Consider the following 26,614-nt stretch of genomic DNA (forward strand, 5'->3'; position numbering starts at 1 on the left):
AAACAAAAAGGCCGCTCATTGAGCGGCCTTTTTTGTTGATGCTGTCCGGGTTTGCCGCTACACAGCGCTGTCCACAAAATCCGATTAATCCGAAAAATCCGAGCGAATCCGTGGTCAGATGATGAGCCGCACCCCGCCCAATTCCGAAATCTGGTACGGAAACCGGTCCCCCGGCGAGCCGATGAACATGAAGTTTTTGGGGATATTCCACCGCTTTGAGAGCTCCTCAATCAGGTCCGGGCCGAAGTGGCCTTCCATGGTCACGAAGTCTACTTCAATCTGCTCGTAGGCGCGGTCCAGCACTTTGATATCGTTCAGCAGCTCCTCGGGGAATTTCTCGCCGGGTTTGAGCAAGGTCACGATTTTCAGGCGGTTGGTAAACTCATTCTCCACCACGTAGGTCATCACCTTGTTGAGGTTGGCCACGTTGTCGCCTTTGGTGAAAAACACGAATTCCTGTCGGGCCAGCTCGCGCAGGTGGCGCTGGATTTTAAGGCGGGCCAGGCGCGCCACCCGTGGCAGGTGCTGCACCAGCCACTCGGCCGCCAGTAGCAGCAGCCGCAGAATGGCCATGCGATTGAGCATGATGGACACCACCGCCATGGCCGGCAGGAAGTATTCGAGGAACACAATCAGGTATTCGGGGTGAATCTTGACGTTGCCGAACAGGGCCAGCAGTACACCCACCAGCGCCAGCGTGACGGTGAGAATGCCCGCGTACACCGGCCGCGGCAGATTAGGCCGTTTGCCCTTCAGCAGGAAATTGCCGAGGGCGAAGAAGGCCATCACCGACAGAAACGAAATGGTGTACACGCCCGCCAGCGGCCCCAGTTGCCCGTTGGTGATGAGCAGCACCGAAATGCACAGCAGAAAAAAAGCGCTTAGGATGAGGTAATTGCTGCCCCGGCTGTTTTCCTTGAGGAAAAACTGCGGCAGAATCCGGTCCAGGGTCATGCGCTTCATCAGGCCGCTCACGCCCACGAAGGATGTGAGCACGGCCCCGCTCAGCACGGCCACGGCATCGACCGAAATGGCCGTGCCCAGCCAGCTGCCCCCCGTGACGGTGCCCAGGTACGAGAGCAGCGTTTCGGTGTGCTGGCCCACCGCCACCAGCGGCAGCACGGCCACGGCCAGAAACGCAATGAGCGGGTTGAACACCGTGACCACCACCCACATGTTGCGCAATGTTTTCTGAAACACACCCTGGGCCTGCTCCTCCACGAAGTTGGCCGAGCTTTCGAACCCCGAAATGCCCAGCATGGCCGCGCTAAACCCAAAAAACAGCGCATTCAGGATGCTGCCGCCCTTCACGGGCAGCGCAAAGTTGAGAGACAAATTGTGCAGGCCGTGGGTAGCTAGGTACCACCCCGCCACGCCCACCAGCAGCGTGAGCGAGGCCAGGTGCGTGATGAAAATGATGACCGCCACAATCGCCGATTCGGACATGCCCAGAATGGTGAGGGCCAGAAACAGCCCCAGCAGCCCCATGGTGGCCCCGATGATGGGCAGCCCGTGCCACAGCGTGTGCAGGTAGTGCATGGCCTCGTTGGCCGAGAGCACGGCCGTGGCCATGTACGACAGGATGGTGAGCGAGGCGGCCAGCGCGGCGTTGCGCTTGCTTGTGGTGTTCAGCAGCACGTTGTAGGCCCCGCCGTTCAGGGGCAGGGCACCCACTACTTCGCCGTAGATTTTGCGGAATAGGAACAGCACCGCGCCCACTATCAGCAGGGCCAGCCAGGCGTATTGCCCGGCGTAGGAAATGGCCAGCGCCGACACGTACAGGCACGACGAGGAAATGTCGTTGCCGCAAATGGCGGTAGCTTCCAGCTCGCTGAGCTTGGGCGGGTGGTGGGTGGGTATCGGGTTGGGCATAGCGCGGCGGGCAGAAAGACGGGCAGTTGGCTTTAAACGAAGTTGGCGAACGGGAAGCCGTGCGGCAGCCCGGCAAAGGTGGCGAAATGTAAGGCGCCCGTTCCGGCCTCGCCCGTCGCGCCAACTCCCGGCGGCTCCGGCCCGCCTGTTATCTTTACCCGCACATTCCCACCCCTCACCCCAATCCCCGCCCCATGTCATCCGAAGCCGACGTTCTCTCCCCCCAGTCGAAAGCCCACACTGCCCAGAAAGGCAGCACCAACGCCAACGGCTTCACCGATTATTTTGACCTCGACGGCCTGCTGACCGAGGAGCACCTGCTCATCCGCCAGTCCATCCGCGACTTCGTAAAAAAGGAAATCAGCCCCAGCATCGAGAAATGGGCGCAGGACGCGCACTTCCCGAGCGAAATCGTGAAGAAGTTTGGCGACGTAGGCGCGTTCGGTCCCACCATCCCGCAGGAGTACGGCGGCGGCGGCCTCGACTACATCAGCTACGGCCTCATCATGCAGGAAATTGAGCGCGGCGATTCCGGCATGCGCTCCACGGCCTCGGTGCAGGGCTCGCTGGTGATGTTCCCGATTTACGCCTACGGCTCCGAGGAGCAGCGCAAAAAATACCTGCCCAAGCTGGCCTCCGGCGAGTGGCTGGGCTGCTTCGGCCTCACCGAGCCCGACCACGGCTCTAACCCCGGCGGCATGACCACCAACATCAAGGACATGGGCGACCATTACCTGCTGAACGGGGCCAAGCTCTGGATTTCGAACTCGCCCGAGTGCCAGGTGGCCGTTGTCTGGGCCAAAAACGAGCAGGGCCGCATCAAAGGCGTCATCGTGGAGCGCGGCATGGAAGGCTTCAGCACCCCCGAAATTCACAACAAGTGGAGCCTGCGCGCCTCCTGCACCGGCGAGCTGGTGTTTGAGGACGTGAAAATCCCCAAAGAGAACATCCTGCCCAACGTCGACGGCCTCAAAGGCCCGCTCTCCTGCCTCGATTCGGCCCGCTTCGGCATTGCCTGGGGGGCCATCGGCGCGGCCATTGATTGCTACGAGTCGGCCCTGAAATACTCCCTGCAGCGCGAGCAGTTCGGCCAGCCCATCGGCGGCTTCCAGCTCCAGCAGAAGAAGCTGGCCGAGATGATTACCGAAATCACCAAAGCCCAGCTCATGGCCTGGCGCTTAGGCGTGCTCAAAAACGAAGGCAAAGCCACCAGCGCCCAAATCTCCATGGCCAAGCGCAACAGCGTCGACATGGCCCTGCACGTAGCCCGCGAAGCCCGTCAAATCCACGGCGGCATGGGCATTACCGGCGAGTACCCTATCATGCGCCACATGATGAACCTCGAATCGGTGATTACCTACGAAGGCACGCACGACATTCACCTGCTCATCACGGGCGCGGATATCACCGGCATCCAGGCCTTCAAGTAAGCCCCTGTAGCACATGCTTTAGCTTGTGCCCCGCAACAACGAAAAACGGCCGCTCCAGCAATGGAACGGCCGTTTTTGTTAGCAAAAGAAGCCCTTACCGCCGCTCCATCATGTACACGGTTTCGGTGGTGGCCCCGACGCCTACGGTGCTTTGGGCCACGCTCACTAGCCGCCAGCCTTTGGCGGCCAGGGCATTTACCTGGAGCAGTTCGGCGTGGTGCAGGGCCACGGCCACGTCGGTACTGGTGCGGTCGGTGCCGACTCTTACATTGGTCAGGCGCTGCACCTGCTGCTTGCCATCGGGCTGAATGGTAATGATTTCGGGTACGTAGGATTCATTGCCCGGGCGGCCGCTGCCCACCACCATCAGGTAGCCGGTGGTGGCGGGGGCCGCATTGGGGTAAAACGCCCAGGAGCCGGCCACGGCCAGTGACAACGAAGTCAGGAGAAGGAATTTCTTCATAAAAAGGGAGCTGAAATGAATGCCCCCGCAACTTACGCAGCGTCAGGATTCCGCTCGCTACTCCACCACCAGGCGGCGCACCTGCCCGCCGCTGCGCACCAGGTACACGCCGGCCGGCAGTCCGGCGGGCAGGGCCAGCCGGGCCGTGCCGGCGGCATCGGCGGTGGCGGTGAGCAGCACCCGGCCCAGGGCATCGAGCACGGTGAGGGGGGCATTGGGCACCGCCCCGGTGAGGGTGGTCGGGCCGTGCCCGGCAGGGGCGGGGTTGGGGGACAGGGCCAGGGCCGGGGCGGCGGGGCGGCCGGCGGCGGCGGCCAGGGCGGTGCCGCCGTTCAGGCGCACGGTCACGGTGTTGGACGAGCCATTGGTCGCCATCGCGTCCACGTCGCCGTCGCCGTCCACATCGCCGACGGCGAGGCCGCTGGGCAGCGCGCCCATGTCGGAGTTGGCGTTGGTGGCGGGGGGCGTGAAGAGGCCCTGGCCGTTGTTGAGGCGGACACACAGCAGGCCGTACTGATACGGGAAGCCAGCATTTTGCCGGGTGGCCAGCAAGTCGAGGTCGCCGTCGCTGTCCACATCGCTCAGCGCGATGGCAGTCGTAACGCTGCCGACTCCCACTGCTAGTTGGTTCGGATTGGTGGGCGGGCTGGTGAAATTGCCCAGGCCGTCGTTCATCCGGATGCTGATGGTGTAGTCCGACATAGCCAGCAAATCCAAGTCCCCGTCGCCGTCGATATCGCCCAGGGCTACGTGGATGGGGAGGGAGGCTACGCTTGGATTCGGATTGGAGCCGGCCGCCGTGAACGTGCCGTTCCCGTTATTGAAACGGACACTGACGGTGGCGTTGTTGCCGTTGGCCGTGATAACGTCCAGGTCGCCATCGCCATCGATATCGCCGACGGTTAGCCCGTAGGGCATGTCGCCCACGGCAATGTCCGGCGTGGTGGCGGAGGCGGCAAAGACCGCGGCCCCGTTGTTGAGGCGGATGCTCACCAAGTTGTTGCCGGTGGTGGTACACAGCAGGTCGAGGTCGCCATCGCCGTCCACATCGCATAAGGCGGCGGTGGCCGCCATCGTGCCCACCGCTATTTCCGGGCCGGTGCCGGGCGCGGTGAACGTGCCGGAGCCATCGTTCAGCCGCACGCTGACGGTGCCGCCCTCGCGGTTGACGGCCGCAAAATCGAGGTCGCCGTCGCCATCCATATCGCCCAGCACGAGGCTGCTGACATTGCCCACCACATTGCCCACCGCCACCAACGAACTTCGGGTAAAGGCGCCGCTGCCATCGTTCCGAAGCACGGCTATCGCATTGTAGTAATTCGTGGTAATCAAATCGAGGTCCCCATCGCCATCCACATCCCCAATGGCAATGCTTTTGGGACTGCCGACGTTGGTGTTAGGAGGGGTGGCCGGGAGCACAAAGTCCCCGCGGCCCGCGCCGCCCGTGGCCGTGGTGAACTGCCCCACCCGGCCTTGCGCCAGCACCCCGCCGGTGCCGGCCGCCGCCGTGGTCGCGGTGTACTGCACCGTCTCGCCGGGCATAAACGGATAAGCCGAAGGTGCAAAGCTGAGCGCACTCCCGCTCGCCACGGCCGGCGTGGTGCCGCGCGAGCGCAGCCCGCCGCGCTGGGCCGAGAAGACCTTGAGCGCCCCCGCCGAGGCGGCCGTGAGCGGCTGATTGAACGTGACCGTGACCGGGCTGTTGCGGGCCGCCGCCCGGGCATTGGCCATCGGAATAACGGAGCTGATGACGGGGGCCTGGGCCAGGGCGGCCCCGAGGGGGGCCAGGAGCAGGGCGGCGGGCAGCGCCCAGAGGGCGCGGGAGTAGGAATGGGGCATGGGAGGTTGGAAAAGAAGGGGGGAAAAGAGTTAAGGATTTAACGATTTCACGCAGTGTTTCGCAGGGTTAAAACCCCAGTGTCCCGCAGTGCTGTTCTGGGACAACACTGCGGAACACTGCGGTTTTAACCCTGCGAAACACTGCGTGAAAGCAGAAAAGGGCGGCGCTACCCGCGCACGCGCCAGCCGCCGGCGGCCAGCTCGCTGGTTTGCAGCACCAGCAGGTAGGGCTCGGTGGCGGCCGTGCCGAGGGTTGAATAGTCGCTCAGGGCCACTTTCTTGCCGTTTTTCACCAGCACGCCCTGGCCGGGGCGGGGGCGGCTGGTGGGCGTGGCGCCGAGGTAAAACACCACGTCGTGGCCGCGCCCGCCGGTGTTGTAGAGGTTGGGGGTGGGCACGCTCTCGTCCAGGATATTGAACACCAGTTGGGGCTCGTTGTAGGGCGTGAGGCCCTTGGCCCGGAACTGGTGGGTGGCCGGGGTTTTGGGCAGGCGGCGCAGGGCCTCGTACTGCGTCACGAGGCCGGCATAGGCAAAGCGCTGGGCGTTCACCAGCTTGTCCAGGCGCAGCAGGGTGGCGTCGATGCCGGCAAAAAGCGGGGGCAGGCCGTCGGTGACGGCCTTGGTGCCGGCTTGCAGCAGCACGGCCTGGCCGTCGGTATCGGCCAGGGCTTTCAGGTCCTTGGCGAGGATGTCCAGTACCTCGGGCTGGTAGCCGGCATCGGCCAGGTCTTCGGCCTGGATGGTGCCCACGGCCTCGGCAATTTTTTGGGCGTAGGCCAGGAAGGCCGTATCGGGGCTGTAGAGGTAGCTGCCCACGGTTTTGGCCAGGGCGGCGGCCAGCACATCGTCGGAGGTGAGCACCAGCACGAGGCCGCGCAGCACTTCGGCCTTTTCGGCGGCTTCCTTCTTCACTTCGGTGCGGGTGCGCGTCACGCCCGTGGTGGGGGCCAGCTGCAGGGCGGCTTGGGCATCGAGGCCGGCCACGGCCGTGGTCACCTCGCCTACCAGCGTATTTATCAGCTTTATTTTTAGCAGCGGCGTGCCCGCGTGCCCGTACCAGGCCAGCACGTTGCCATACATCTTGCGATGATTTTTTTGTTCTTGATTCATGAAAAAAGTGGGGTGGAAGGAAAGGCCGCTGAAAACCAGCGGGTATTGCCGCTTGAAATATAAGAGAAGAAAACAATACCGGATTGCATCGGGCACCCGCCTAGCCCTGCCGAATCGGTACTTGGTGCCACCAAGCAGCTGCTTGGGGCCATCGAATGACCATTTGGCCCCATCGAGCAGCTACTTGGGTCCCCCGAGGAATCATTTGGCCCCCCCGAGCGGCCACTTGGGGTGCCCGAGCAGCCATTTGGGTATCCCGAGCAGCCATTTGGGTATCCCGAGCAGCCATTTGGGTATCCCGAGCAGCCATTTGGGGTGCCCGAGCAGCCATTTGGGGTGCCCGAGCGGCCATTTGGGTACCCCAAGTCACTACATGTCGCTGGAAACGGCCTTTTTCGGCCGCCGCTTACTCGGCCAGCAGCGCGGCCAGGCGTGAGATTTCGGCTTTGGCTTCGGCCACTTCCTCGTCGTCGGGGTGGTTCACTTCCACCACTTCCACGAAGCCGCCCATCATGGCCAGCATCACTTCGCGGGCGTGGTGGGCCATCGCGGCCATTTCCTCCGGGGTTTCCTCGTCGTCGGCCGCCGCGTCGCGCATCACGTCTTCGAGGCTGCCGGTGGCCAGCACGTCGGTCACGGTGCTCAGAGCGCACACCTGCGCCGCCTGGTAGAGGCGCAGCAGCTCGGAGCGGCTCAGGCTGAAGGGCTCCTCGGCGCTGGAGGCGGCCAGGCGGGCGGCCAGGCGCTCCAGGGCCTTGCGGCGCAGGCGGCGCACGCCGCCCAGGGCGCGGCCAAAAGGCGTTTCGGCCAGCTCGGCCAGGATGTAGGGCAGGCGCAGGGCGGTGCCCAGCGTCACGCGCTGGCCTTCGTTGAAGGTGACGTGCACGGCGGGCTCCTCCGCGTCCTCGGCCTCGTCGGCAGCATCCATCGACTCGGCTTGGATTTCCTCGGGCGAGTGGCCAGGCGGGTAAAACGGCCGCAGCGTGTCATCGAGGCGGGCAAAGATGCTTTCGGTTTGCAGCCGGCGCAGGCGCAGCTCCTCGGCCAGGTCGGCATCGCCGGCGGCCAGGTATTGGGCAATGTTTTCGAGCAATGACTCGCCAAAGGTGAGCATGTACTCGCGCGGCCCGGTAAAATCTGCTTCGGCGGCCTTGTTGCGGCCCAGGTAGGCCTGCAGGGGCTCGTTGATAGCGCTTTCGTACACCAGCCGGCCCACCACCACAAAGTCGAACAGCTGGAGGGTGTGGGCGGCCATCACGCGGGCCAGGCTGGGGTTGTCGGTCACGCCGGTTATCACTTTCAGCGTGTCGAGGTCGTAGCCCAGCAGCTCTTTCAGGGCCAGGGGCACGGGGTCTTCGTCGTGGCCCAGCAGCATGTAGTTGGCCACGCTGCCCAGCAGCAGCAGCGGCTGCATGGTTTGGTATAGCTCGGGCGGGAGCAGGGCAATCTGGCGCTGCAATTCGGCTTCGAACTGCGCGGCCTGCGCGGCATCGTCGTTTTCTTCTTCGGAATTGGTGTCCGGGTCGTCGTCCTCAAAATCGGCCATGGGAAGGAGGGCTAGGCTGCCACGCACGATGGCCGCGGTAAATTGGGAAAGAAAACCTGAAAACGCATCCGGCCCGGCCATGCCGGCGCGGCAAAACCGCTAGCCGTGCCGTAGTTTTACCCTTTGGGACGCCGCGTTAGGCGCGCAAAACCCTCATCACAAGCTTTCCCCCGCCGGGCCTGATGGCCCGGTCATCCCGCGCCATCAGGCCCGGCCACCGCCACCCTACCCCGTGGCCGGCCGCCCATTCTACCCAACCATTTAACCCAGGCGGGCGCAGTCCCGCCCCCCGCGCCTTCATGATTAAACCGCTCACCTCGCTCCGGTTTTTGTTTGCCCTCATGGTGTTTTGCAGCCACCTGCAGTTCGTGGATGGCAACGAATACCCCACTTTCAAGGATGTCACGGGCGAAGGCTTTATCGGCGTCAGCTTCTTCTTTATTCTGAGCGGGTTCATCCTGTCGCTGAACTACGACGACAAATTGCTGGACCGACGGGTAACCTTCCGCGAGTTCTGGGTGGCCCGCATTGCCCGCGTGTATCCCCTGCACCTCGTGACGCTGCTGCTGGCCGTGGGCCTGGTCATCGACTGGGCCCCGGGCTGGAGCGAATTCTTCGTGGACCCGGCCGCTTCCACCGTCATGTTTCTGAGCAACGCCACGCTCATCCACGCCTTCATTCCCGTCAACGACTACTTTTTCTCCTACAATTCCCCTTCCTGGAGCATCTCCGATGAGATGTTCTTCTACTTCGCGTTCCCGTTCATCATAACCCTGTTTGTGCGCAACAAGGCGCTGCTGCGCTACGGCTGGCTCCTGTTTCTAGCCGTGCCGGTGGTGATGAACCTTTCCCACGACGACGGTTACCACCGCTTCATGTACATCAATCCCTTCTTCCGGATTGTTGATTTTGTGGTGGGCATTACGCTGCACCAGGTCTACAAGCGCGGCTACCTCCGGGGCTTGTATAAGTCGAAGCTCGGGGCCACGCTCATGGAGCTGCTGGCGTTTGGCGTGTTCGGCGTGGCGGTCTACTTCCGGGGCGAGGTGGCGATGGGGTACCGGTATTCGGCCTACTACTGGCTGCCCATGGTGCTGATAATTTTCTCGTTTGCGCACCAGAACGGTTACTTATCGGCGGTGTTTTCGACCCGCATCTGGGTCTGGCTGGGCGAAATCAGCTTCAGCTTCTACCTCATTCACCAGCTGATAATCCGGTACCTGCTCACGCTCAATGACCGGCACGCCCTCGGGGCCAGCAACTGGGTGCTGGGCATTACGATGTTCGTGCTGTCGCTGGGCCTGAGCTACCTGCTGCACCGGTTTGTGGAGCTGCCCGGCAACCGCTACATCAAGGCCCGGTACAAGCAGAGCCGTTTCGCGCCGGGCGCGCCGCTGAGCGTGCCAGCCGTAGCCGCCGTGCCGGTTGTGGCTGCCGTGCCGGTAGCAGAAGCCATCCCGGTGCCGTAATTTGGCCCCATGATGAAAATCGTCCCCTCGTCCGAACCCCTCGTGCTGCTCGAATGCCTCGTGGCCGGCACCTCGCACCGCCCCAACCTGGAGAAGTACGAGCCCAAGCTGAAGGTCGGCCAGGCCCTGCACCTGAGCCGCGAAGCCGACAACCACTACGACGACTGGGCCGTGCAAGTGCACACCGCTCCCGCCACCGACCCCGCCAACGTCTGGCTTGGCTACCTGCCCGAGGGCCGCAACGAAACCGTGGCCCGGCTCCTCGATGCCGGCAAGCACCTCTCCGCCCGCCTCAACCACAAATCCTGGGAAACCGACTGGCTGCACTTGGATATCGAAGTGCTGCTGCACGAGTAGGAGCTTTTTGAGAACAGAAAAGGCCGTCATGCTGAGCGAAGTCGAAGCATCTCTACCGCAATAGTAAATAATTACTGCTGCGGTAGAGATGCTTCGACTTCGCTCAGCATGACGTTCTTTGTGTAAAGCTGTTTTTTCTACTCCCCACGGAGCTTTTTTGCGCCCCCAACCGTTACTCATCCGCTTAGCAAGCGCCGACCAATCATTTTAGCAATATCATTATGCGCGAAGCCTATCTCTCCGGCGGCACCGACGGATTCGATGCCACCGACAAGGACATCGACAAAGCCCTCCGTCCGCTCAGTTTCGACGATTTCACGGGCCAGGACAAGATTCTGGAAAACCTGAAAGTCTTCGTGGCAGCCGCCAAGATGCGGGGCGATGCCCTCGACCACGTCCTGCTGCACGGTCCTCCCGGCCTGGGCAAAACCACGCTCTCGCACATTATTGCCAACGAGTTGGGCTCGGGCATCAAGATGACCAGCGGTCCGGTACTGGATAAGCCCAGCGACCTCGCCGGCCTGCTCACCAACTTGGAGCCGCACGATGTGCTGTTCATCGACGAAATCCACCGCCTCAACCCCGTGGTGGAGGAATACCTCTACTCGGCGATGGAGGACTACCGCATCGACATCATGCTCGATTCGGGCCCGAATGCCCGCTCGGTGCAGATTTCGCTGTCGCCCTTCACGCTCGTGGGCGCTACCACGCGCTCGGGGATGCTCACGGCGCCGCTGCGCGCCCGTTTCGGCATCTCGGCCCGGTTGGAATACTATGATTCCAAGCTGCTGACCACGATTGTGCTGCGCTCGGCCGAAATCCTGGGCACGCCCATCCACGAGGATGCGGCCTACGAAATTGCCCGCCGCTCGCGCGGTACGCCCCGCATTGCCAACAACCTGCTGCGCCGCACCCGCGACTTTGCCCAAATCAAAGGCGACGGCACCATCACGGTCGAAATCGCCCAGTTCGCCCTCAATGCCCTCGACGTAGACGCCCGCGGCCTTGATGACATGGACAAGCGCATCCTTACCACCATCATCGACAAGTTCAAGGGCGGCCCGGTGGGCATCAGCACCATCGCCACCGCCTGCGGCGAGGAAGGCGAAACCATCGAAGAAGTGTACGAGCCGTTCCTGATTCAGGAAGGCTACATCAAGCGCACCTCGCGTGGCCGCGAGGCCACGGAAGCCGCGTACCAGCACCTGGGCCGGTTATTGCCGCAGAATATGCGTGGCAACTCGGGCAGCTTGTTCGATGAGATAACGTCGTAGAAATGTAGCGCGGACTTTGTAGTCCGCGTGTGCTTCGCACATACACGGACTACAAAGTCCGCGCTACAACCCCACGGAACGCGCCGCCCCCAGCGGCGCGTTTCCTGTTTCTTTGCAGCTCAGTTACTCCGTTGCCCATGCTTCCCCAGTCCCAATGGGCCCCCTTCATCAAGCGCCGCGCCGCCGAGCTCGGCTTCATGGCCTGTGGCATTTCCAAGGCGGAATTCCTGGAAGAAGAAGCCCCGCGCCTCGAAACCTGGCTCACGCGCCGCATGAACGGCAAGATGGGCTACATGGAAAACCACTTCGACAAGCGCCTCGACCCGCGCCTGCTGGTGGACGGCGCGAAATCGGTGATTTCGCTGCTCCTCAACTATTACCCCGCCCCCGAAACCCAGCAGCCCGACGACACCCTCAAAATCAGCAAATACGCCTACGGCCGCGACTACCACTTCGTCATCAAAGACAAGCTGAAAACGCTGCTGGCTGATATGGAAGCCGAAATAGGAGCCATCAGCGGGCGCTGCTTCGTCGATTCCGCACCGGTGCTGGACAAGGCCTGGGCTAAGAAATCCGGCCTCGGCTGGGTGGGTAAGAATTCCAACCTCATCACGCCCGGCAACGGCTCGTTTTACTTCATCGCCGAGCTGATTGTGGACGTGGAGCTGCCCGCCGACGGCCCCATCCGCGACTACTGCGGCACCTGCACCAAGTGCGTGGACGCCTGTCCCACCCAGGCCATCACCGAGCCCTACGTAGTGGACGGCAGCAAGTGCATCAGTTACTTCACCATCGAACTCAAGGACCAGATTCCGACCGAAGTATCCGGCCAGTTCGGCAACTGGGTCTTCGGCTGCGACATATGCCAGGACGTGTGCCCCTGGAACCGCTTCTCGAAGCCGCATAACGAGCCGCAGTTCAACCCCGCGCCCGGCCTCAAGGACCTGACGCCCGGCGACTGGCGCGAAATCACCCACGAATTATTTACGGAGCTGTTCCGTCAGTCGGCCGTGAAGCGCACGGGGTACGAAGGGCTGAAACGCAACATCAGGTTTGTGGCCGAGTAGCGCCGGCCCACGCGAGGGCTGCCTTATGCCAGGCCGATTTCCGGCGTGGTGCTGGCAAATACCCGTTTCAGTACCCGGCGGTAGAGGCGGGCAAACTGCCGGTAGCACCAAGTGCGGAAATCGGGCAGCTCGACGGGCTTAATCATCTTCAGTGCTTTACGCAATTCTTTCTCGAACAGGGCTTTGTTGAAGCTGACCTTGGTCAGAATCATTTTCATGTAATCTAGCATAGAGCAGGGAAAAAGGATGGTGAAATAGTAAGCGCGAAAAACAGCAAGTTTAATAGTTTGGCTTAGCTGTTGGATATTAAAGATACTATATATACTTAAGATTTTCACAATCCATAAGGCTTCCGAAGGGGAGCATTAGCTGGCCGAATACGCAAAAAGAGCAGCCAGGGCCACTCTTTTTGGATGAAAAGCCAAAATTTTATAACTGCGATTACACGAACAAATTCAGGGCGGTCTGGGCTACTGCGCTGCTTACCGGCTCATCGAAGGATTCGGCCAGGGCCGGGTCGTGAATGGCCGTGTTGCTACTGATGAGCAGGAAGGAGGCGAACGGTACCGGCACGCCCGGCGTCACGTACTGCACGCCGTTTTCCTCGCCGCCAGTGGCGGCTGCGGTCAGGGCCTGCGCGGCAGTAGGGCGCACAATAGCGGCATCTTCCTCGCTGGGCCAGTTTTGCACCACTGCCCCCCGGCCCTTACGTAGCCCGCGGATGTGGGCCGAATGCTGGGCCTCAACGGCGTGAATGCGCAGGGCGGCCCGGAACAGCTGCGGGTCGTTGATGTTAACGGTCTGGGTCTGGTAGAGGCGCACGCTCAGGTCTTCCAGCTGCTGGGCCACGGCTAGGAAGGCATCGTAGTTCGTGAGCACGTTGGGAAACAGCTCCGGGTTGGCGGCCACGTTGTGCTTGCCGCTGAAATCGAACTGAGGCAGGGCGGGCACAAGGGCTCCAGCATCCTGAAGGGCTTTGAGGAGCAGGGCGGCGTGCTGGGTCTGGTGGGCCAGCAGGCGCTGGAAGTCGGCGGTTTGGGCTACCGGGATGAGGCCGGCCGCGGCCAGGGCCTGGGTGTAGAGTGCTACCTGCGTGCGCTCGAGCTGGAGCAGCTGCGTCACGGCATCAAATGAGGTATCGGCCGGGGCGGCGGCGGCGGGCAGGGCGACACCCAGCGGCAGGGCCGCCACGGCAGCCCGGCCCAGCTGGGCCAGCAGGGCGCGGCGGGGGGCCGGCGCGGCAATAGCGGGCGTGGCCGCCAGCTGGTCAAGAATGGAAATCAGCTTCATACAGGAACAGCCAGGCTGGCCACGGAAATAACGTAAGGGGCGAAGTAGGGGGCCAGGGCCGTTATCACTTCGGTAGGGGTTTTGGTGAGCAGCTGGCCGTTGCTGCCCACCACGTCGCTGTTGGCAAACGAGCCGGGCGTGAGCATGTCGCGCACGGCCGCGGCCTGGCGGGCCTGCACCGACGACATCTTGAGCAGGATGGTGCGCTGCGGCGCGCTGCTGCTCGTGAACAAAGGCAGCAGCACCGGATAAGCGGCGGCCACGAGGTCGGCAATCTGCTGAGACGCGGCCAGCACGCCGGCGCGGGTGGTTAGCGTGAACTTGCTGAGGCTGAACGCGAAATCGGTGGGAGCCAGCTGGGTAGCGCCCGTCGGGTCGATGAGGTAGGCGATGGTTTTCTGGTGCACCACCTCATGGTCGCGCAGGTCGGCGAAAACGGCCCGCTCGGTGGTGGTCAGGTCCGTGGGCGGGGCATCTACTACTTTCTGGTAGAGCGTTACCTGGGCCAGGGCCATCAGGTAGGCGTAGTACAGCAGGCCCGAGTCGCCGGCCGGCAGGGCCAGCTGGTAGGGGTCGGCGGCAGTGGGCGTGGTGGTAGTACCCGAGCAGCCGGCCGCAATCAGGGCCACTGAGGCGGCCGAAGCGGCCGAAACCCGTAAAAACACGCGTCGCCCCAGCGACTGCTCCCGCCAGGCGGGTAAAAAGGTGTGGTCAGACATTCGTAAAGTATTCAAGCCAGCCCGCTAACCCGAGAAGCCGGGCCCCAGCCATTACAAAGGTACTCGCTACCCATCCATTGGTTGCAAAGCCCTAAAAAACAAAGCCGGTCCTGCGCGGGGGCAGAACCGGCTCGCGGCCGAAAGAGTGCCGCTCATACCTTGTCATTCCGACGCAGGAGGAATCTGGATAAAACCGTTGGACTGCTTTTCTCAGATTCCTCCTGCGTCGGAATGACCAAGCTACGCCAGCAGCCCCCCGGCGCGGGAAGAGTCCAGTACCTCGGCAGCCTGCAGGGGCTCGTCGAAGGCGGCAGCGGCATCGTCGGGCAGATACGTGGTGGCCCCGATGCCCGCCGTGATGAGCACGGCGGCGTTTTTGCCGGCAGCCCCCTGCTGCTGGTTGCTTTCCGGCGGGCTGGGCTGGGCCGGGTTATAGGCCGGAATGCCGTAGGTGGTGCCCCCAAGGGCAACGACGGTCTTCGTGCTGCTGGCCACGCCGCTGGTGTAGGCTGCTTTGTATAGCGGGTCGGTGGCCAGGTCGTCGCCGAGGCTCACCCAAGGCTGCTGGGCGCGCATGGTGCGAATATGCGCCGCGTGGCGGGCTTCGATGGAGTGAATCTGGAGCACCGGCGTGAGCAAATCGGTGCCAATCAGCTCGGCGGCGCGGCCCTTGTAGGCGCGCACGCCGGTATCTTCCAGCACCTGGGCGTATTTCAGCTGGTCGGCGTAGGTGGCGGGTAGCAGGTTGGGGTTGAAGCGGATGCCGGTTGTGTTCGAGCCCGCGACCGGTGTGCCCCCCATCTTAATGATGGCATCGTGCAGGTAGGTTACGTGCGCGTCCTCGTGGGTTTTGATGAGGGTGATGGCGTCGCGGGCCGCACCGGCCGGAATCTGGCCGGCGGCGAGAAACTGGCGGTAAAAGTCGGCTTCGAGCAGCTCCAGCGTGAGGGCGTAGTTGAGAATATCGGTGGGCACCGAAGCCGTGCCGGCGTAGGCTTTCTGGAACAAAGCCCCCAGAAAGAGGGGCGAGGTGGCCAGGGCTGCGCGCTGGGCCACGGTGCCCAGCGAGTTGAACACGGCGCGGCGCGAGCTGAAACGGTCCAGTACGTCGGGGTCAGCTTCCGCCAGCAGGTCGATGATGTTGAAAAAATTCATGGCAAAAAAGAAGTCGGAAGAAGAAGGTTACTGGCCGATGGTGCTGCCGTTGAGCGTTTGCTCCACGAAAGTCTGGGCGATGGCAAGCACGGCGGTCGGGGCCAGCTGGCGGTCGAAGCCGAGCACGTCGGTGCCCTCGTTGGTGGCGAAGGAGCCGGGCGTAATCAGGTCGCGCACGTAGGCCGCGTGCCGCGCCTCAACCGACACAATCTGGCCCGCGATGCCCAGGTACACCGCACTTTTGAACAGCTTGGCCGCGCCATTGTAGGCGGCCACGCCCAGGTCCTCGAAGGCCTTGGCGGCATCGAGAATGCCCAGCTTGGTATCGGTGGTGGCCTTCACGCGCTTGGTGAAGTCGATGCTGTCGAACTTCGGCGTAAGGTCGGGGATGAGGGTGCCGCTGAAGTCGCGGTTGATGGCCGTGCGCAGGAAGTCGCGGTGAATGGCTTCGTGGATGGCCACTTTGGCGAAGTACGGAATTTCGGCGGGCAGCAGGGGCGAGGTGGTGAGAGCTACCACTTTGGCGTAGAAAGCGGCTTCGAGCTGCTCCAGGGCGTAGGCGTAGTTGAGCAAGCTGGCATCGCCGGTGCCGAAGCTCACGGCGCTGGTGGCGGCGGTGTCGGGCGTGGTTTCGTCCTTCGAGCAGCCGGCCAGGGCCAGCGCCGTGACCCCAGCCGTAGCGCCGGCATACATAAAGAAGGACCGGCGCTTGATGCGTGCCAGCAGGGGCTGCCCCGGCTGCGGGCTTTGAGAGTCGGTGGGCCGAAGCGTATCGGACATAAATAACGAGTGTTTGATGAGCAAAAGAAGGGGCAACTACGAAAGCCGGCGGCCCGGGCCGGGCCAGTGCGAAACCCGCGACCAGCTCACTACCCCCGAATACCGAAGCGGATTCCACAGGAAGATGCCGATACAAAGCTAACTCGTTGCAAAGCCCGGAAACGAAACCCCGGCCCCGGCGGGCATTATAAACAGCAAAGCCGGCCCCGCGTGTGCGGAACCGGCTTTGCAACAACCCCATTGCGGGGCCAAACGGAATTACTTCTTGAACACCGAAGCCAGCGTGGTAACGGTAGCCGAATCCAGGGGCTCATCGAATGCCTCGGAAGCCTGGGCGGCCGTGACGTTGGGCGTGGAGTTGGTGATAATGGGGACCATGGCCTGAGTGGTGAGGTCTTCGCCGGCGTAGTAGCCCGACGTTTTCGTCGGGTCCGGGCCGCCGCCGTCGGTGCCTGAAATCCAGCTCTTGGGCGAGGCGCTGAGGCTGGGCGTGCCGGCTATGCCACCGGCCAGGGCGCGGCGCATGGTGCGGATGTGCGAGGCGTGACGAGCTTCGACTGAGTGAATGTTCAGGGCTGCGGTCAGAATGTCCGGGCTCACTTTCAGGGCCGGGGCACCGCCTTTGTAGGCGCGCACGCCGGTGTCTTCCAGCGTTTGGGCTACTGCCAGAAAAGTGGCGTAGTCGGTGAATACGGTGGGGAATACTGGGGCCTGTGCCCCACCCTTGGCACCGGTGAAGTCGAATGGAGCCGCGCCCATGTCGGCCGGGGCTACTGTTGGACCGCCCAGCGCCGTGCGCAGGAAGTTCTTATGAGCCGCCTCGTGGCCCTGAATGGTGGTAATGGCCTTCAGGCCGTCGACACTAAGCGCGTTTTTGATAGCCGTAGCGGCCAATGCCTGGGTGTAGAACTGGTACTCCAGGTCCTCAAGGCCCAGAGCAAATTCTAACACGCCCTTAACGGCAGCAGGCAAGGTGCTGGTCTGGCCGTAGGCTTTGCTGAACAGGGCCGACAGGGCCAGCGGAGCAGTAGCCAGGGTAAGTTTCTGACCGATGCCGCGCAGGGAGTTGAACACTGCCCGGCGGGAATCGAGGCGGTCGTACACTTCCGGGTCAACCTTCTCGATTTCTTCGATGATTTGGAAAAAATTCATGATGCGATATTTTAGAAAGAAAGAAAAAGAGGAAGGCCGTTAGACCAGTTTCGTAGCACTGATTTTCGAACCGTCTTTCAGGTAAGCATTCACGGCCGTGGCCACATCCTGCGGCTTGGCCGATTTCTCCAGGCCATCGGCGGTGAGGTCATCGGCGAAAGTGCCGTTCGAAATCAGGTCGCGGATAAGCGCCGCGTGCCGGGCTTCTACCGAAACAATTTTTCCCGCCAGCGTCAAATAGGCATCAGTGGTGATGTAGCGGGCGGCCCCGTTGTAGGCCGAAACGCCGGTGTCCTCGAACAGCTTGGCCGCGCCCAGTACCGATGTTTTGTCGCCGAAGTTGATTTTAGAAAAATCAGGCTCCAGTGCCTTGATTATTTGCGTAGGAGCGGCGCCAGTCAGGGCCGTCTTGAAGAAATCAGCGTGGATTTTCTCGTGGGCGGCAATGTCCGAGAAAATGTTTTTTATATCTGTTGTCGCACTAGCGTAGTAAGCGCCGGCCAGCACTTGCGCATAGAAAGCCGATTCCAGCTGTTCTAGGGCGTATGCGTAGTTGAGCACGCCCACATCGCCAGCGCCCACGTCAATCAGGTTGGCGGAGGGAGTGGTGTTGTCGCTGTCTTTCGAGCAACCAGCCAGCACGAGGGCCGTGGCCCCGGCCGTAGCACCGGCATACATGAAGAACGAACGGCGTTTGATGGGAGTGTACAGCGGCTGGGCGAACGAAGTATCGTCGGCACCGCGGGGCTGGAGGTTATCAGACATGAGAGTGAAGTAGTTAGGTGGAAATTGAAACCTGCGGAGAAGGCAATGCAATTCCGGACAGCGCCAGAAGCCTGTCAGTAAGTGGAAAACCGCAACCGTATAGGTGGTGTGTGAGCAGATACGGCATTAACTGGGGATAGGGATTGATTATGCCCTAATTTTTTGTTATAACCCCGGCCGAGGGCAGGGAAATGCTGAAGTATGGTTTTCGCTGGAATGACTGAATCCAGCGTTTTGAGCTACTTTTAGCGGGTGATAATGCGCTAGTGACTATGGGAGGACTTTTTTGGGTATTGGGGCTGCTGCCGGGGCTATTGCAGGCCGGTCCGGGCCAGGCGCCGCCGGTTGCCCCGCCCAAGCCCGCTCAGGCCGCGCCGGCCGCTCAGCCCAAGCCCCCGGCCACGCTGGCGGCCGATGTAGAACTGCTGCCCGGGCCGGCCTCGCTGCCCGTCACGGGCATATTCACGCTGGCTTTCCGGCTGCGCGGCGGCGCACTGGACAAGTATTCGGAATTTCCGGAGCTGGAAGGCTTCAAGAAAACCGGCAAAACCAGCACCACCACCACGCGCATCGTGCAGGGCCGGCGCTTTTCCGACCTCACCATTACCCAGCGCTACGTGCCCTACGGCGAGGGCGAAATCGTTATCAAGCCCTTCCAACTCACGGTGAACGGGGTGCTGCTGCGCAGCAAGGCCGCCACCGTTCGGGTTGGGCCGGCTGCCCCGCCCAATCCTAGCGCCATCACCAAACCAGTGAACCCCACCGCGCCGCTGCAAGCCGTGGGCGACCTCGACAAGATGTTTGGCAAGCCCAAGCCCGTGCTGTATGAGGAGCGGGCCGACCACGCCTTCCTGGCCGTGGTGGCCGACCGGCCGCGCGTGTTTGTGGGCGAGGGCGTGCGCGTGGGGCTGTATTTCTACCTCAAGCCCGAAGACCAGGCCCTGTTGGCCTTCCACGATTTCACCGACCAGCTGCCGCCGCTGCTGCACGAGCTGCACCAGCCCACCGCCTGGCAGGAGCCCGGCCCCGAACCCAGCGTGACGCCCGACACCGTGCGCCACCTCGGCCAGAAATACCTACGCTTCCGGCTGGCCGAAAACCTCTACTATCCCCTCACAGCCCAGCCCCTGCGCTTCCCGCCCCTGGCCCTGACGATGGTGAAGTTCAAGACGCTGAAAAAGCCCGAGCCCGGCCAGGACAACCGCCTGGCTGGCTACAAAACCTATACTGCGCCCGGCCTGGCAGTAGCGGTGCAACCGCTGCCGACGGCCGCGCCCGGTGGCCCGGTGGCGGTGGGCCGCTTCGAGATGCAGGAGGCCATCAGCCGTACCAAGTTTCGGGTGGGTGAGTCGTTCACCTACTCGTTTGGCGTGGCGGGGCAGGGCAACCTGGCGGCGGTGCTGGCCCCGACGGTGGCGGCGTGGCCCGGCTTGGATGTGTACGGCTCCGACATGCGCGAGGAGCCCGCGCCGGGTGGCGGGCGCAAGGTGTTTCGGTATCGGATGGTGGTCCGGCGGCCCGGCGTGCTGCCCTTGGATAGCTTGTTGAAATTGGTGGTATTCAACCCCGCTACTGGCCGCTACGACGTGTTGCGGCCCGGCCTGCGGCCGCTGGTGCAGGGCGTGGTGGCAGCCGTGGAACCCCTGGCCCGGCCCGAGGATGACCCCTTCTACGGTCCGGCGCTGGCCGGGGCCGACACCACCATGCAGGCGCTGGACGTGTACCGCGACGTGCGCCGCTACGCCGACTGGCTGCTCATCGCGCTGGCGGGCGTAGCCGGCTTCGGTTGGTGGCGGGCCGGGCGGCGGGCGTAGTTTTGCGGGGACTTGTGGCTGGCCACCTGTCATCCTGAGTACCAAAACCAAGCACCATAAAATGTCCAATACTTTCGGCTCCCTCTTTCGCATCACCACGTTTGGCGAGTCGCACGGGGCGGGCATCGGCGTGATTATCGACGGCTGCCCGGCGGGCGTGGCCGTGGATGCCGCCCACATTCAGGCTGCTCTCGACCGGCGGCGGCCCGGCCAGAGTGACCTCACCACGCCGCGCAAGGAGGCTGATACCGTACACATTCAGTCGGGCCTGTTCGAGGGCGTGACCACCGGCACGCCCATCAGCCTGTTCATCCCCAACGCCGACCAACGCTCCGACGACTACTCGCACATCGCGCATGCCTACCGCGCCAGCCACGCCGACTATACCTACGACGCCAAGTACGGCCGCCGCGATTACCGCGGCGGCGGCCGCAGCTCGGCCCGCGAAACGGCCGCCCGCGTGGCGGCCGGTGCCGTGGCGGCAAAACTGCTGGCCCATTTCGGCATTGAAACGTTAGCCTACGTATCGGCTGTGGGCGAGGTAGAAGTGCCCGTGGGCTACGAATTGCTCGATTTGAGCCTCATCGACAGCAACCTGGTACGGTGCCCGCACCCCGAAACCGCTGCCCTCATGGAAGCTCGCATCCGGGCCGCGCAGGCCGCGCACGACACCGTGGGCGGCGTGATTACGGGGGTCGCACGCCACGTACCCGCCGGGCTGGGCGAGCCGGTGTTTGATAAGCTACCGGCCTTGCTGGGCCACGCCATGCTTAGTATTAATGCAGTGAAGGGCTTCGAGTTTGGCTCCGGCTTTGAAGGGACGAAATTGCCCGGCTCGCTGCACAACGACGAATTTTACACCGATGCTGTGGGAGCCGTGCGCACCCGCACCAACCACAGCGGCGGCAGCCAGGGCGGCATTTCCAATGGCCAGGATATTTATTTCCGCGTCGCGTTCAAGCCCGTGGCCACGCTGCTCCAGCCCCAGCAAACCATCAACGACCAGGGCGAGGCTATCACGCTGGTGGGCCGGGGCCGCCACGATGCCTGCGTGCTGCCCCGCGCCGTGCCCATCGTGGAAGCCATGACCCAGCTGGTGCTGGCCGATTTGCTGTTGCGCGCCCGCGCCAACCGGGTATAACTGAAATGATGTAGGTACATTTGCAACCTCTGCGGCCCCGTCGCGGTTGTACCTTTGCAGCTGCCGCCCCGGCGGCGCTTCCCCCTGATTTTAAGCCCCGAAACTATGTCTGCTGTTTCCATTTATGCCGAAGCTTCTCCCAACCCGGAGAGCATGAAGTTCGTCCTCAACCAAAACCTGCTGGTGGACGGCGTGAGCGTGGATTACCCCAACCTCGAAGCCGCCGCCAACTCGCCGCTGGCGCAGGAGCTGTTCGGGTTCGACTACGTGGGCCGCGTGTTCATCGCCCAGAACTTCGTCACCGTCACCAAATCCCAGCCCGAATTGGCCTGGACCCAGCTCATCCCCGAGCTGCGTCAGTTCCTGAAAAGCTACGTGGAAGCCGGCGGCCCCATTTTCCTAGTGGACCCCGCCGCTGAGCAGAAGGCCGCCCAGGCTGCCACCGCCGGCGACCCCACCCAGCAGGAAGGCCAGATTGCCCAGAAAGTCATCGACCTGCTCGATAACTACGTGCGCCCCGCCGTGGAGCAAGACGGTGGCAACATCACCTTCAAAAGCTACCACGAAGGCATCGTGACCGTGAACCTGCAGGGTTCGTGCTCCGGTTGCCCCTCGGCCACGGTTACCCTGAAATCTGGCATCGAGAACCTGCTCAAGCGCATGGTGCCCGAAGTGCAAAGCGTAGTAGCTGAAGGTATTACGGTTTAATTAATCTGTCATTGCGAGGAGGCACGACGAAGCAATCCGTCCTGTCAAAACCAGAAATGCCTTTTATCAGAAAGCCCCGATACTTCGCAGTATTGGGGCTTTCTGCTGTTGAAAAAAGAGCCTTGTCACATCTAAAGGCTTGTCGCTGAGAGAGGACGGATTGCCACGGGCTACGCCCTCGCAATGACAGTTACTGCCCTCATTTCAACTGCGATTTGACCGTGAAATTCCTTACCACCGTGAAGCCGAAGTAGATGTCGCCGTTGAAGAAGTCGCCGCTGGTTTGGGGAACGAAGAACTTCTCTGTCATGCCTTGGGCGTTGGTGACGTGCAGCTGGAAGACGTGGCCGCCGGTTTCAATGTCGAACCCTGCGCCGAGGGCGTTGCGGAAATTATCCGCCGCGTAGCCGGGTAACACGTAGAAATAATCGGCGGTGAGGGCGATGCGCTTGGTGAGTTTCTGGCGCAGGCCCCCGCCGATGGAATACACGTCGTTCTGCATGCCGGCCAGGGGCACGTAGTTGCGGTGGATGAGCGTGGGCATGAGCTGCAACGACAGGCCCGAACTAACCTTGCGGGCAATGAGCACCTGGTAGGTATAGTCAAGGCGCGAGGCTGTGGTGCGCTCCGTAGGCAAGGTGCCGAATTTAAGCGTGGTGATGGCCGCCGACCCAAACAGCGTGACCGATACCGGCATGGGCCGCGCCCCGCTGGTTTGCCGCAAAGCCCGGTATTTCAGGAAGCCATCGAAGGTTTTTTCGATGTTGCTGCGGCCGATGCCCACGGCCAGCCGGTTGGTCAGGCCGTACTCAAAGCTCAGGCGCAGCACGGCTTGGTCGAGGCCGAAGAAGTTATACGCCCCGCTATTCAGCGTGCCGAAGCGGTGCTGAATAAGGAAGGCCAGCGTGCCCTGGCCCGGCGTTTCGACCGACTGCGAGTTGATGATGTGCGTGCCCTTGAACGTGGCGGCCACCACCTCGCGCTTGGTCGAGTCGGCGGTTTGTCTTTCGAGGTCCTGCAGCAGGTCGGTTTGGGCGCGGGCGGGGCTGGCCAGCGCCAGCAACCCAGCCAGCAGCAGGCCGAGAAAACCACGGGAGGGGTAAAGATTTTGAGTCATAATGAAAGCGGGAAAGAAAGCGACGAACGGAATGACGGCCGACTAGTGGGGCGCGGTAGTGGCACCCACAGCACCTGCCACGGGGTCGCAGGATAGGGCCACGCGCACGGTCACGACCTTGGCAATGTTGTTGCGCACCAGCAACGGAATCTCGATGTTATAGTCGGCTGACGCAACCGGAAAGGTAGCAAAAGCCAGTAATTGGCCGCTTTTCAGCTCCACGCTGGCGGGCACCGTTATGCGGTGCGTCACGCCGTGCACGGTCAGGTCGCCCTCCACCTGCACGTTGTGCGGGCCGGCGGTGGCCAGCGTAGCGGCATCAAACCCCACAAAATGCCCCGTGAAGGTGGCCTTCGGGAATTTGTCTGACTCCATGTAGTTCTCGTTGAAGTGCTCCTGCATGAGGGTGCGCTTGAACACGAAGCTTTTGATGGGCACGGAAAAGGCTAGCTGGCCCGTCCCGAAATCGAGGATGGCCGCCGTTTGCTGGCTTTTGGCTTCGATGTCCTCAATCGGGGTGGCCGAAAAGAACGACACACGCCCCGTTTTGGTCATGTACTTGCTCTGCGCCTGTGCGCCCGCGAGCGCAGAGAACAACAGGCAGACCGATAGCAGAAAAAAGGAGCGTTTCATAGCAAAGAGGGGAGGAAGTGGGGTTACTGGGGTTTGCCCTTGGCGTACCAGGCTTCGATGCGGGCAATGTCGCAGTCTGATATTTTGCTGCCGTCTTTGGGCATGAAATCGTAGCCGATGCTGTGCTTGATGGAGCCCAGCAGGCTGGCCTGCGGGTAGCTGCTGATGGTGGCGTAGCTGCTGAAATCATTGCCGCCGCCCAGCGTGGTGTACACCGTCGAGCCGTGGCAGCGGCGGCAGTTGGCATCGAAAATGGGAGAAATGACCCCGGTGTAGGTGATGGTTTCGGTGGATATATCGCACGCCGGAGCCGGGTCGCCGTGCGAGTAAGTGCAGCCGGCCGCCAGGCCCAGCAGCGTCGTGGCCACGCCTACCAGGGCCGGCCGCAGCCAGGCAGAAAAAGAACGAACGTCGAACATAGAAAGTGTCGAATATGTGATGGAAAATGAAATGGAAGGAGCGGCCGGAAAGGCGCACTGGCCGGAGCACGGGCAGTGCGTGGCGCTTAGAAGCCGTATTTGACCCCTAAAAATACTCCGGCGCTAGTGAGCCGGATTTTGCCGGTGCCCACGCCGGCCAGGGGGAGCTTCAGGTAGGGCTCGGCTTGCAGGCTCCAGCGGGAGCTGAGGGCGCGCTCGTAGCCGGCCGATAAATTCAGGATGCTGAAGTAGTGCTGGTTCTGGTTGGTGGCCGAGCCGGTCCAGTAGCTTGGTACGCCGGTGGCGGGGTTGGGATATTCGTAGGAATAGGCTTCGTGCTGCATGAAAAACGAGGAGAGGCCCGCGCTGCCAAAGACCCGGTACCGGGGCCGGACTATGAGGTCGTAGCGCAGGTTCAGCGGCACATCGAACACGGTGCAGGACCCTTCCACGTCGGTAAAATCGCGCTGGTACACGCGGGCCGTGTTGGCCCCGAAGTCATAGTCCTCGCGCCGGGCCGTGTACTGCTTGGTGGAGCGCAGCAGGCCGGTATTCACGCGCACGCGGCTGCTGAGGCGGTATTCCAGCACCAGTCCCACGTTGGGCATGGGCTTCTCGATGCTGGCGAATTTCACCGTGCTCACATCGGGCGCTCCTACCAGCGCCACGTAGAAGCGCGGCTCGCGGGCGGGTTTGGGTAGTTCGGGCTGGGGCGGCGTTTCGGCCAGTGCCACAGTGGCCAGGGGCGTGGGCAGCGGAACGGGCTTAGCCGCCGGAGACACTACCGGGCGCAGGCCGAGCGGGGCAAAACCAGTTGCAACAACATTGGCCTCATCAGCATCAGCGCTACGGGGGGAGGTGCTGGCTGCATCAGCCGGAGCATCGGTAGCTGCCGGAGTAACAATAGCATTTGCCGCGTGGGTACGCAGGGAGTGAGCAGTAGCCGGTTTGTGGGCTTCTACCGCCACCGGGTAGCTCGCCCTTGCAGCAGCAGTATGCCGGCGGCTGGCATTCGAATTCAGGGGGGGGCTGGCTTCCGAATGGGTTTTAGCAACACTCCCAGCTGGTGCGGTCGTAGCCTTGGGCTGTCCGGCCGTTGTCAGGCGCTCGCGGGACAGGTGTGCAGATTTGCGCGGTCGGGTAGCTACCACAAACCCATTCGCGGCGCTTTGCTGGCGGGCCGGGGCTTCCGCATTCGTTCTGCTGGCTCGGCTACGCTCGGTAAGCGCCGTAGTAGGCGTTACCGCAAGCGGGTGGGCTTTGGCAATGGGAGCAGCTGTCGGCGCTACGGCAACGGCCGAGACAGTAGAAGAAGCGGTTGGTGAAGCGGCTGAGGAGGTATGGAGTGTGCGGGAATCGGCAGTCGAAGCAGAGGTTTCCGGGGTTGGGGATAACGCAGGGTTCGGAGAGGCAATCGGTGACTTTTTAATTGAAGTTGAAGCCACCGGATGGATTGTTTCTTTGGCCAGATGCCCGGCCACCGGAGCGCTGGCAGCCGACTGGGCCGCCGGCTGCCCAGCGAGTGCCGTGGCATTTGGGGCGGTTGGGACCATCGCCGCCGGCCGGAGCAAAAGCCAGCCCAGCCCAATCACTAATACCACGGCCACTTCGGCCACAAAAAACTGCCACAACCGCCGCCGGACGGCGCGCTCAATCACCGCCTTGTCCAGCTGGCTTTCCAAGCGCAGCCAGGCATCCAGCGGGAACGGGGTCGGCTCCGGCTCCGGCGGGTTTAGCCGTTGGAACGCGTTATCTATATCGTTATCAGACCACATATCGAATTGCTGAGGAAGTAGTAACCTGGGCCAGCATGGCCCGCAAATGGGCACGGGCTTTAAATAAATTAGACTTGGAAGTGCCCACGGAAATATGGAGCTGCTCAGCAATCTCCTCGTGGCCGAAACCATCAATCACGTTCAGGTTGAACACCGCCCGGTAGGCGGGCGGCAGGCGCTGCACAAGGGTCAGCAGCTCGTCGTAGCTCAGCGTATCGAGGGGCGTCGGGCCTTGGTCGGCCTGGTTCAGGGTCGCGTCGTCGAGCTCCTGCTGGTGCTGGTGGCGCTCGTTGGCGCGGTAGTGGTCGATGGCGGTGTGAATCATGATGCGCTTGAGCCAGCCCCGGAACGAGCCCAGCACGTCATCGGGGTGGCGGGTGGCATCGAAGCGGTACAAGTCGCGGAATACTTTCAGAAAGCCGTCGTTGGCTGCCTCCAGGGCCTGGTCGCGGTCGCGGGCGTAGCGCAGGCAAATGCCCATCGCAAAGCCATGAAACTGGCCATAGAGCCGGCGCTGGGCCACCCGTTCCTGGCGCACGCAGGCAGCCAGCAGCTCGGGCAGCGGCAGCGGGGCAGAATAGGGTGGCGAAATGTGCAGCATCGACGGCGGGTGGCAGGCTTCTACTGACCACTCGGAAGGTAAGCAAATTCGGTTGCTTCGATACAAAAAAAGCCCGGCACAGGGCCGGGCTTCTTCAGAATGACTCAGGGCGTTTT

At 62.5% G+C, this 26,614-nt stretch carries 25 protein-coding genes; 8 read left to right on the top strand and 17 right to left on the bottom strand.

Annotated elements, in window-relative coordinates:
- Positions 1–114 precede the first annotated feature (114 nt).
- Entirely contained in the window at positions 115–1,872 is a 1,758-nt protein-coding gene (locus AAFH49_RS00775; RefSeq protein ID WP_342295240.1) for an APC family permease, read from the bottom strand.
- A gap of 194 nt (positions 1,873–2,066) precedes the next feature.
- Here AAFH49_RS00775 and AAFH49_RS00780 point away from each other — a divergent pair, with 194 nt between their 5' ends.
- Positions 2,067–3,302: an acyl-CoA dehydrogenase family protein gene (locus tag AAFH49_RS00780; RefSeq protein WP_342295241.1), complete on the top strand. Its 1,236-nt coding sequence runs from the start codon at positions 2,067–2,069 to the stop codon at positions 3,300–3,302.
- A 94-nt stretch (positions 3,303–3,396) separates the two neighbouring features.
- On the opposite strand, the gene AAFH49_RS00785 is transcribed toward AAFH49_RS00780, so the two are convergent.
- The 4 genes from AAFH49_RS00785 to AAFH49_RS00800 form a co-directional block, all read right to left on the bottom strand.
- Positions 3,397–3,765, bottom strand: a complete 369-nt coding sequence (locus tag AAFH49_RS00785; protein ID WP_342295242.1) for a DUF4177 domain-containing protein — start codon at positions 3,763–3,765, stop codon at positions 3,397–3,399.
- A 57-nt stretch (positions 3,766–3,822) separates the two neighbouring features.
- Positions 3,823–5,604, bottom strand: coding sequence for an FG-GAP-like repeat-containing protein (locus tag AAFH49_RS00790; RefSeq protein WP_342295243.1), 1,782 nt, complete (start codon positions 5,602–5,604; stop codon positions 3,823–3,825).
- 167 nt (positions 5,605–5,771) lie between these two features.
- Positions 5,772–6,716, bottom strand: a complete 945-nt coding sequence (locus AAFH49_RS00795; protein WP_342295244.1) for a hypothetical protein — start codon at positions 6,714–6,716, stop codon at positions 5,772–5,774.
- Between the two features lie 406 nt (positions 6,717–7,122).
- Positions 7,123–8,262 carry a hypothetical protein gene (locus tag AAFH49_RS00800; protein WP_342295245.1) on the bottom strand — a complete coding sequence of 380 codons (1,140 nt, stop codon included), beginning with the start codon at positions 8,260–8,262 and terminating at the stop codon, positions 7,123–7,125.
- A 299-nt stretch (positions 8,263–8,561) separates the two neighbouring features.
- Here AAFH49_RS00800 and AAFH49_RS00805 point away from each other — a divergent pair, with 299 nt between their 5' ends.
- The 4 genes from AAFH49_RS00805 to queG all read left to right on the top strand — a co-directional run bounded on the left by AAFH49_RS00805 (position 8,562) and on the right by queG (position 12,429).
- Positions 8,562–9,731, top strand: coding sequence for an acyltransferase family protein (locus AAFH49_RS00805; RefSeq protein WP_342295246.1), 1,170 nt, complete (start codon positions 8,562–8,564; stop codon positions 9,729–9,731).
- A 9-nt stretch (positions 9,732–9,740) separates the two neighbouring features.
- Positions 9,741–10,088: an HIRAN domain-containing protein gene (locus AAFH49_RS00810; protein WP_342295247.1), complete on the top strand. Its 348-nt coding sequence runs from the start codon at positions 9,741–9,743 to the stop codon at positions 10,086–10,088.
- 221 nt (positions 10,089–10,309) lie between these two features.
- Positions 10,310–11,362, top strand: coding sequence for a Holliday junction branch migration DNA helicase RuvB (gene ruvB / locus AAFH49_RS00815; protein ID WP_342295248.1), 1,053 nt, complete (start codon positions 10,310–10,312; stop codon positions 11,360–11,362).
- 137 nt (positions 11,363–11,499) lie between these two features.
- Complete coding sequence (queG, locus tag AAFH49_RS00820; RefSeq protein ID WP_342295249.1) at positions 11,500–12,429, top strand: tRNA epoxyqueuosine(34) reductase QueG; 930 nt, start codon at positions 11,500–11,502, stop codon at positions 12,427–12,429.
- A gap of 23 nt (positions 12,430–12,452) precedes the next feature.
- On the opposite strand, the gene AAFH49_RS00825 is transcribed toward queG, so the two are convergent.
- From AAFH49_RS00825 to AAFH49_RS00855, 7 genes are all read right to left on the bottom strand, one after another.
- Positions 12,453–12,659, bottom strand: coding sequence for a hypothetical protein (locus AAFH49_RS00825; RefSeq protein WP_342295250.1), 207 nt, complete (start codon positions 12,657–12,659; stop codon positions 12,453–12,455).
- Between the two features lie 211 nt (positions 12,660–12,870).
- Positions 12,871–13,719 (bottom strand): ferritin-like domain-containing protein, encoded by an 849-nt coding sequence (locus AAFH49_RS00830; RefSeq protein ID WP_342295251.1) that lies wholly within the window; start codon positions 13,717–13,719, stop codon positions 12,871–12,873.
- Positions 13,716–14,438, bottom strand: coding sequence for a ferritin-like domain-containing protein (locus tag AAFH49_RS00835; RefSeq protein WP_342295252.1), 723 nt, complete (start codon positions 14,436–14,438; stop codon positions 13,716–13,718). The genes AAFH49_RS00830 and AAFH49_RS00835 overlap by 4 nt, the downstream gene beginning before the upstream one ends.
- Before the next feature lie 240 nt (positions 14,439–14,678).
- Positions 14,679–15,593 carry a ferritin-like domain-containing protein gene (locus AAFH49_RS00840; protein WP_342295253.1) on the bottom strand — a complete coding sequence of 305 codons (915 nt, stop codon included), beginning with the start codon at positions 15,591–15,593 and terminating at the stop codon, positions 14,679–14,681.
- Positions 15,594–15,620: 27 nt separating this feature from the next.
- Positions 15,621–16,373, bottom strand: coding sequence for a ferritin-like domain-containing protein (locus AAFH49_RS00845; protein WP_342295254.1), 753 nt, complete (start codon positions 16,371–16,373; stop codon positions 15,621–15,623).
- A gap of 258 nt (positions 16,374–16,631) precedes the next feature.
- On the bottom strand, positions 16,632–17,525 hold the full coding sequence (locus tag AAFH49_RS00850) for a ferritin-like domain-containing protein (protein ID WP_342295256.1): 894 nt from the start codon (positions 17,523–17,525) through the stop codon (positions 16,632–16,634).
- Positions 17,526–17,564: 39 nt separating this feature from the next.
- Positions 17,565–18,290, bottom strand: a complete 726-nt coding sequence (locus tag AAFH49_RS00855) for a ferritin-like domain-containing protein (RefSeq protein WP_342295258.1) — start codon at positions 18,288–18,290, stop codon at positions 17,565–17,567.
- A 272-nt stretch (positions 18,291–18,562) separates the two neighbouring features.
- On the opposite strand from AAFH49_RS00855, the gene AAFH49_RS00860 reads away from it, so the two are divergent.
- From AAFH49_RS00860 to AAFH49_RS00870, 3 genes are all read left to right on the top strand, one after another.
- Positions 18,563–20,104 (top strand): BatD family protein, encoded by a 1,542-nt coding sequence (locus AAFH49_RS00860; protein WP_342295259.1) that lies wholly within the window; start codon positions 18,563–18,565, stop codon positions 20,102–20,104.
- Between the two features lie 61 nt (positions 20,105–20,165).
- Complete coding sequence (gene aroC, locus AAFH49_RS00865; protein WP_342295261.1) at positions 20,166–21,245, top strand: chorismate synthase; 1,080 nt, start codon at positions 20,166–20,168, stop codon at positions 21,243–21,245.
- A gap of 105 nt (positions 21,246–21,350) precedes the next feature.
- Complete coding sequence (locus AAFH49_RS00870; RefSeq protein ID WP_198069922.1) at positions 21,351–21,953, top strand: NifU family protein; 603 nt, start codon at positions 21,351–21,353, stop codon at positions 21,951–21,953.
- A gap of 199 nt (positions 21,954–22,152) precedes the next feature.
- Here AAFH49_RS00870 and AAFH49_RS00875 read toward each other — a convergent pair whose 3' ends face one another.
- The 5 genes from AAFH49_RS00875 to AAFH49_RS00895 form a co-directional block, all read right to left on the bottom strand.
- A complete protein-coding gene (locus tag AAFH49_RS00875; protein WP_342295262.1) occupies positions 22,153–23,070 on the bottom strand; it encodes a DUF5777 family beta-barrel protein in 918 nt (305 codons plus the stop codon).
- Between the two features lie 42 nt (positions 23,071–23,112).
- Positions 23,113–23,703, bottom strand: coding sequence for a YceI family protein (locus AAFH49_RS00880; protein WP_342295264.1), 591 nt, complete (start codon positions 23,701–23,703; stop codon positions 23,113–23,115).
- A gap of 23 nt (positions 23,704–23,726) precedes the next feature.
- Positions 23,727–24,122, bottom strand: a complete 396-nt coding sequence (locus tag AAFH49_RS00885; protein WP_342295266.1) for a c-type cytochrome — start codon at positions 24,120–24,122, stop codon at positions 23,727–23,729.
- An 86-nt stretch (positions 24,123–24,208) separates the two neighbouring features.
- Positions 24,209–25,090: a porin family protein gene (locus AAFH49_RS00890; RefSeq protein ID WP_342295268.1), complete on the bottom strand. Its 882-nt coding sequence runs from the start codon at positions 25,088–25,090 to the stop codon at positions 24,209–24,211.
- Positions 25,091–25,886: 796 nt separating this feature from the next.
- The gene (locus AAFH49_RS00895) at positions 25,887–26,498 is read right to left on the bottom strand and encodes an RNA polymerase sigma factor (RefSeq protein WP_342295270.1); all 612 of its coding nucleotides are present in this window, start codon (positions 26,496–26,498) and stop codon (positions 25,887–25,889) included.
- Positions 26,499–26,614 lie beyond the last annotated feature (116 nt).

Source organism: Hymenobacter segetis, assembly GCF_038448715.1.
GTDB classification, from domain to species: Bacteria; Bacteroidota; Bacteroidia; order Cytophagales; family Hymenobacteraceae; genus Hymenobacter; species Hymenobacter segetis.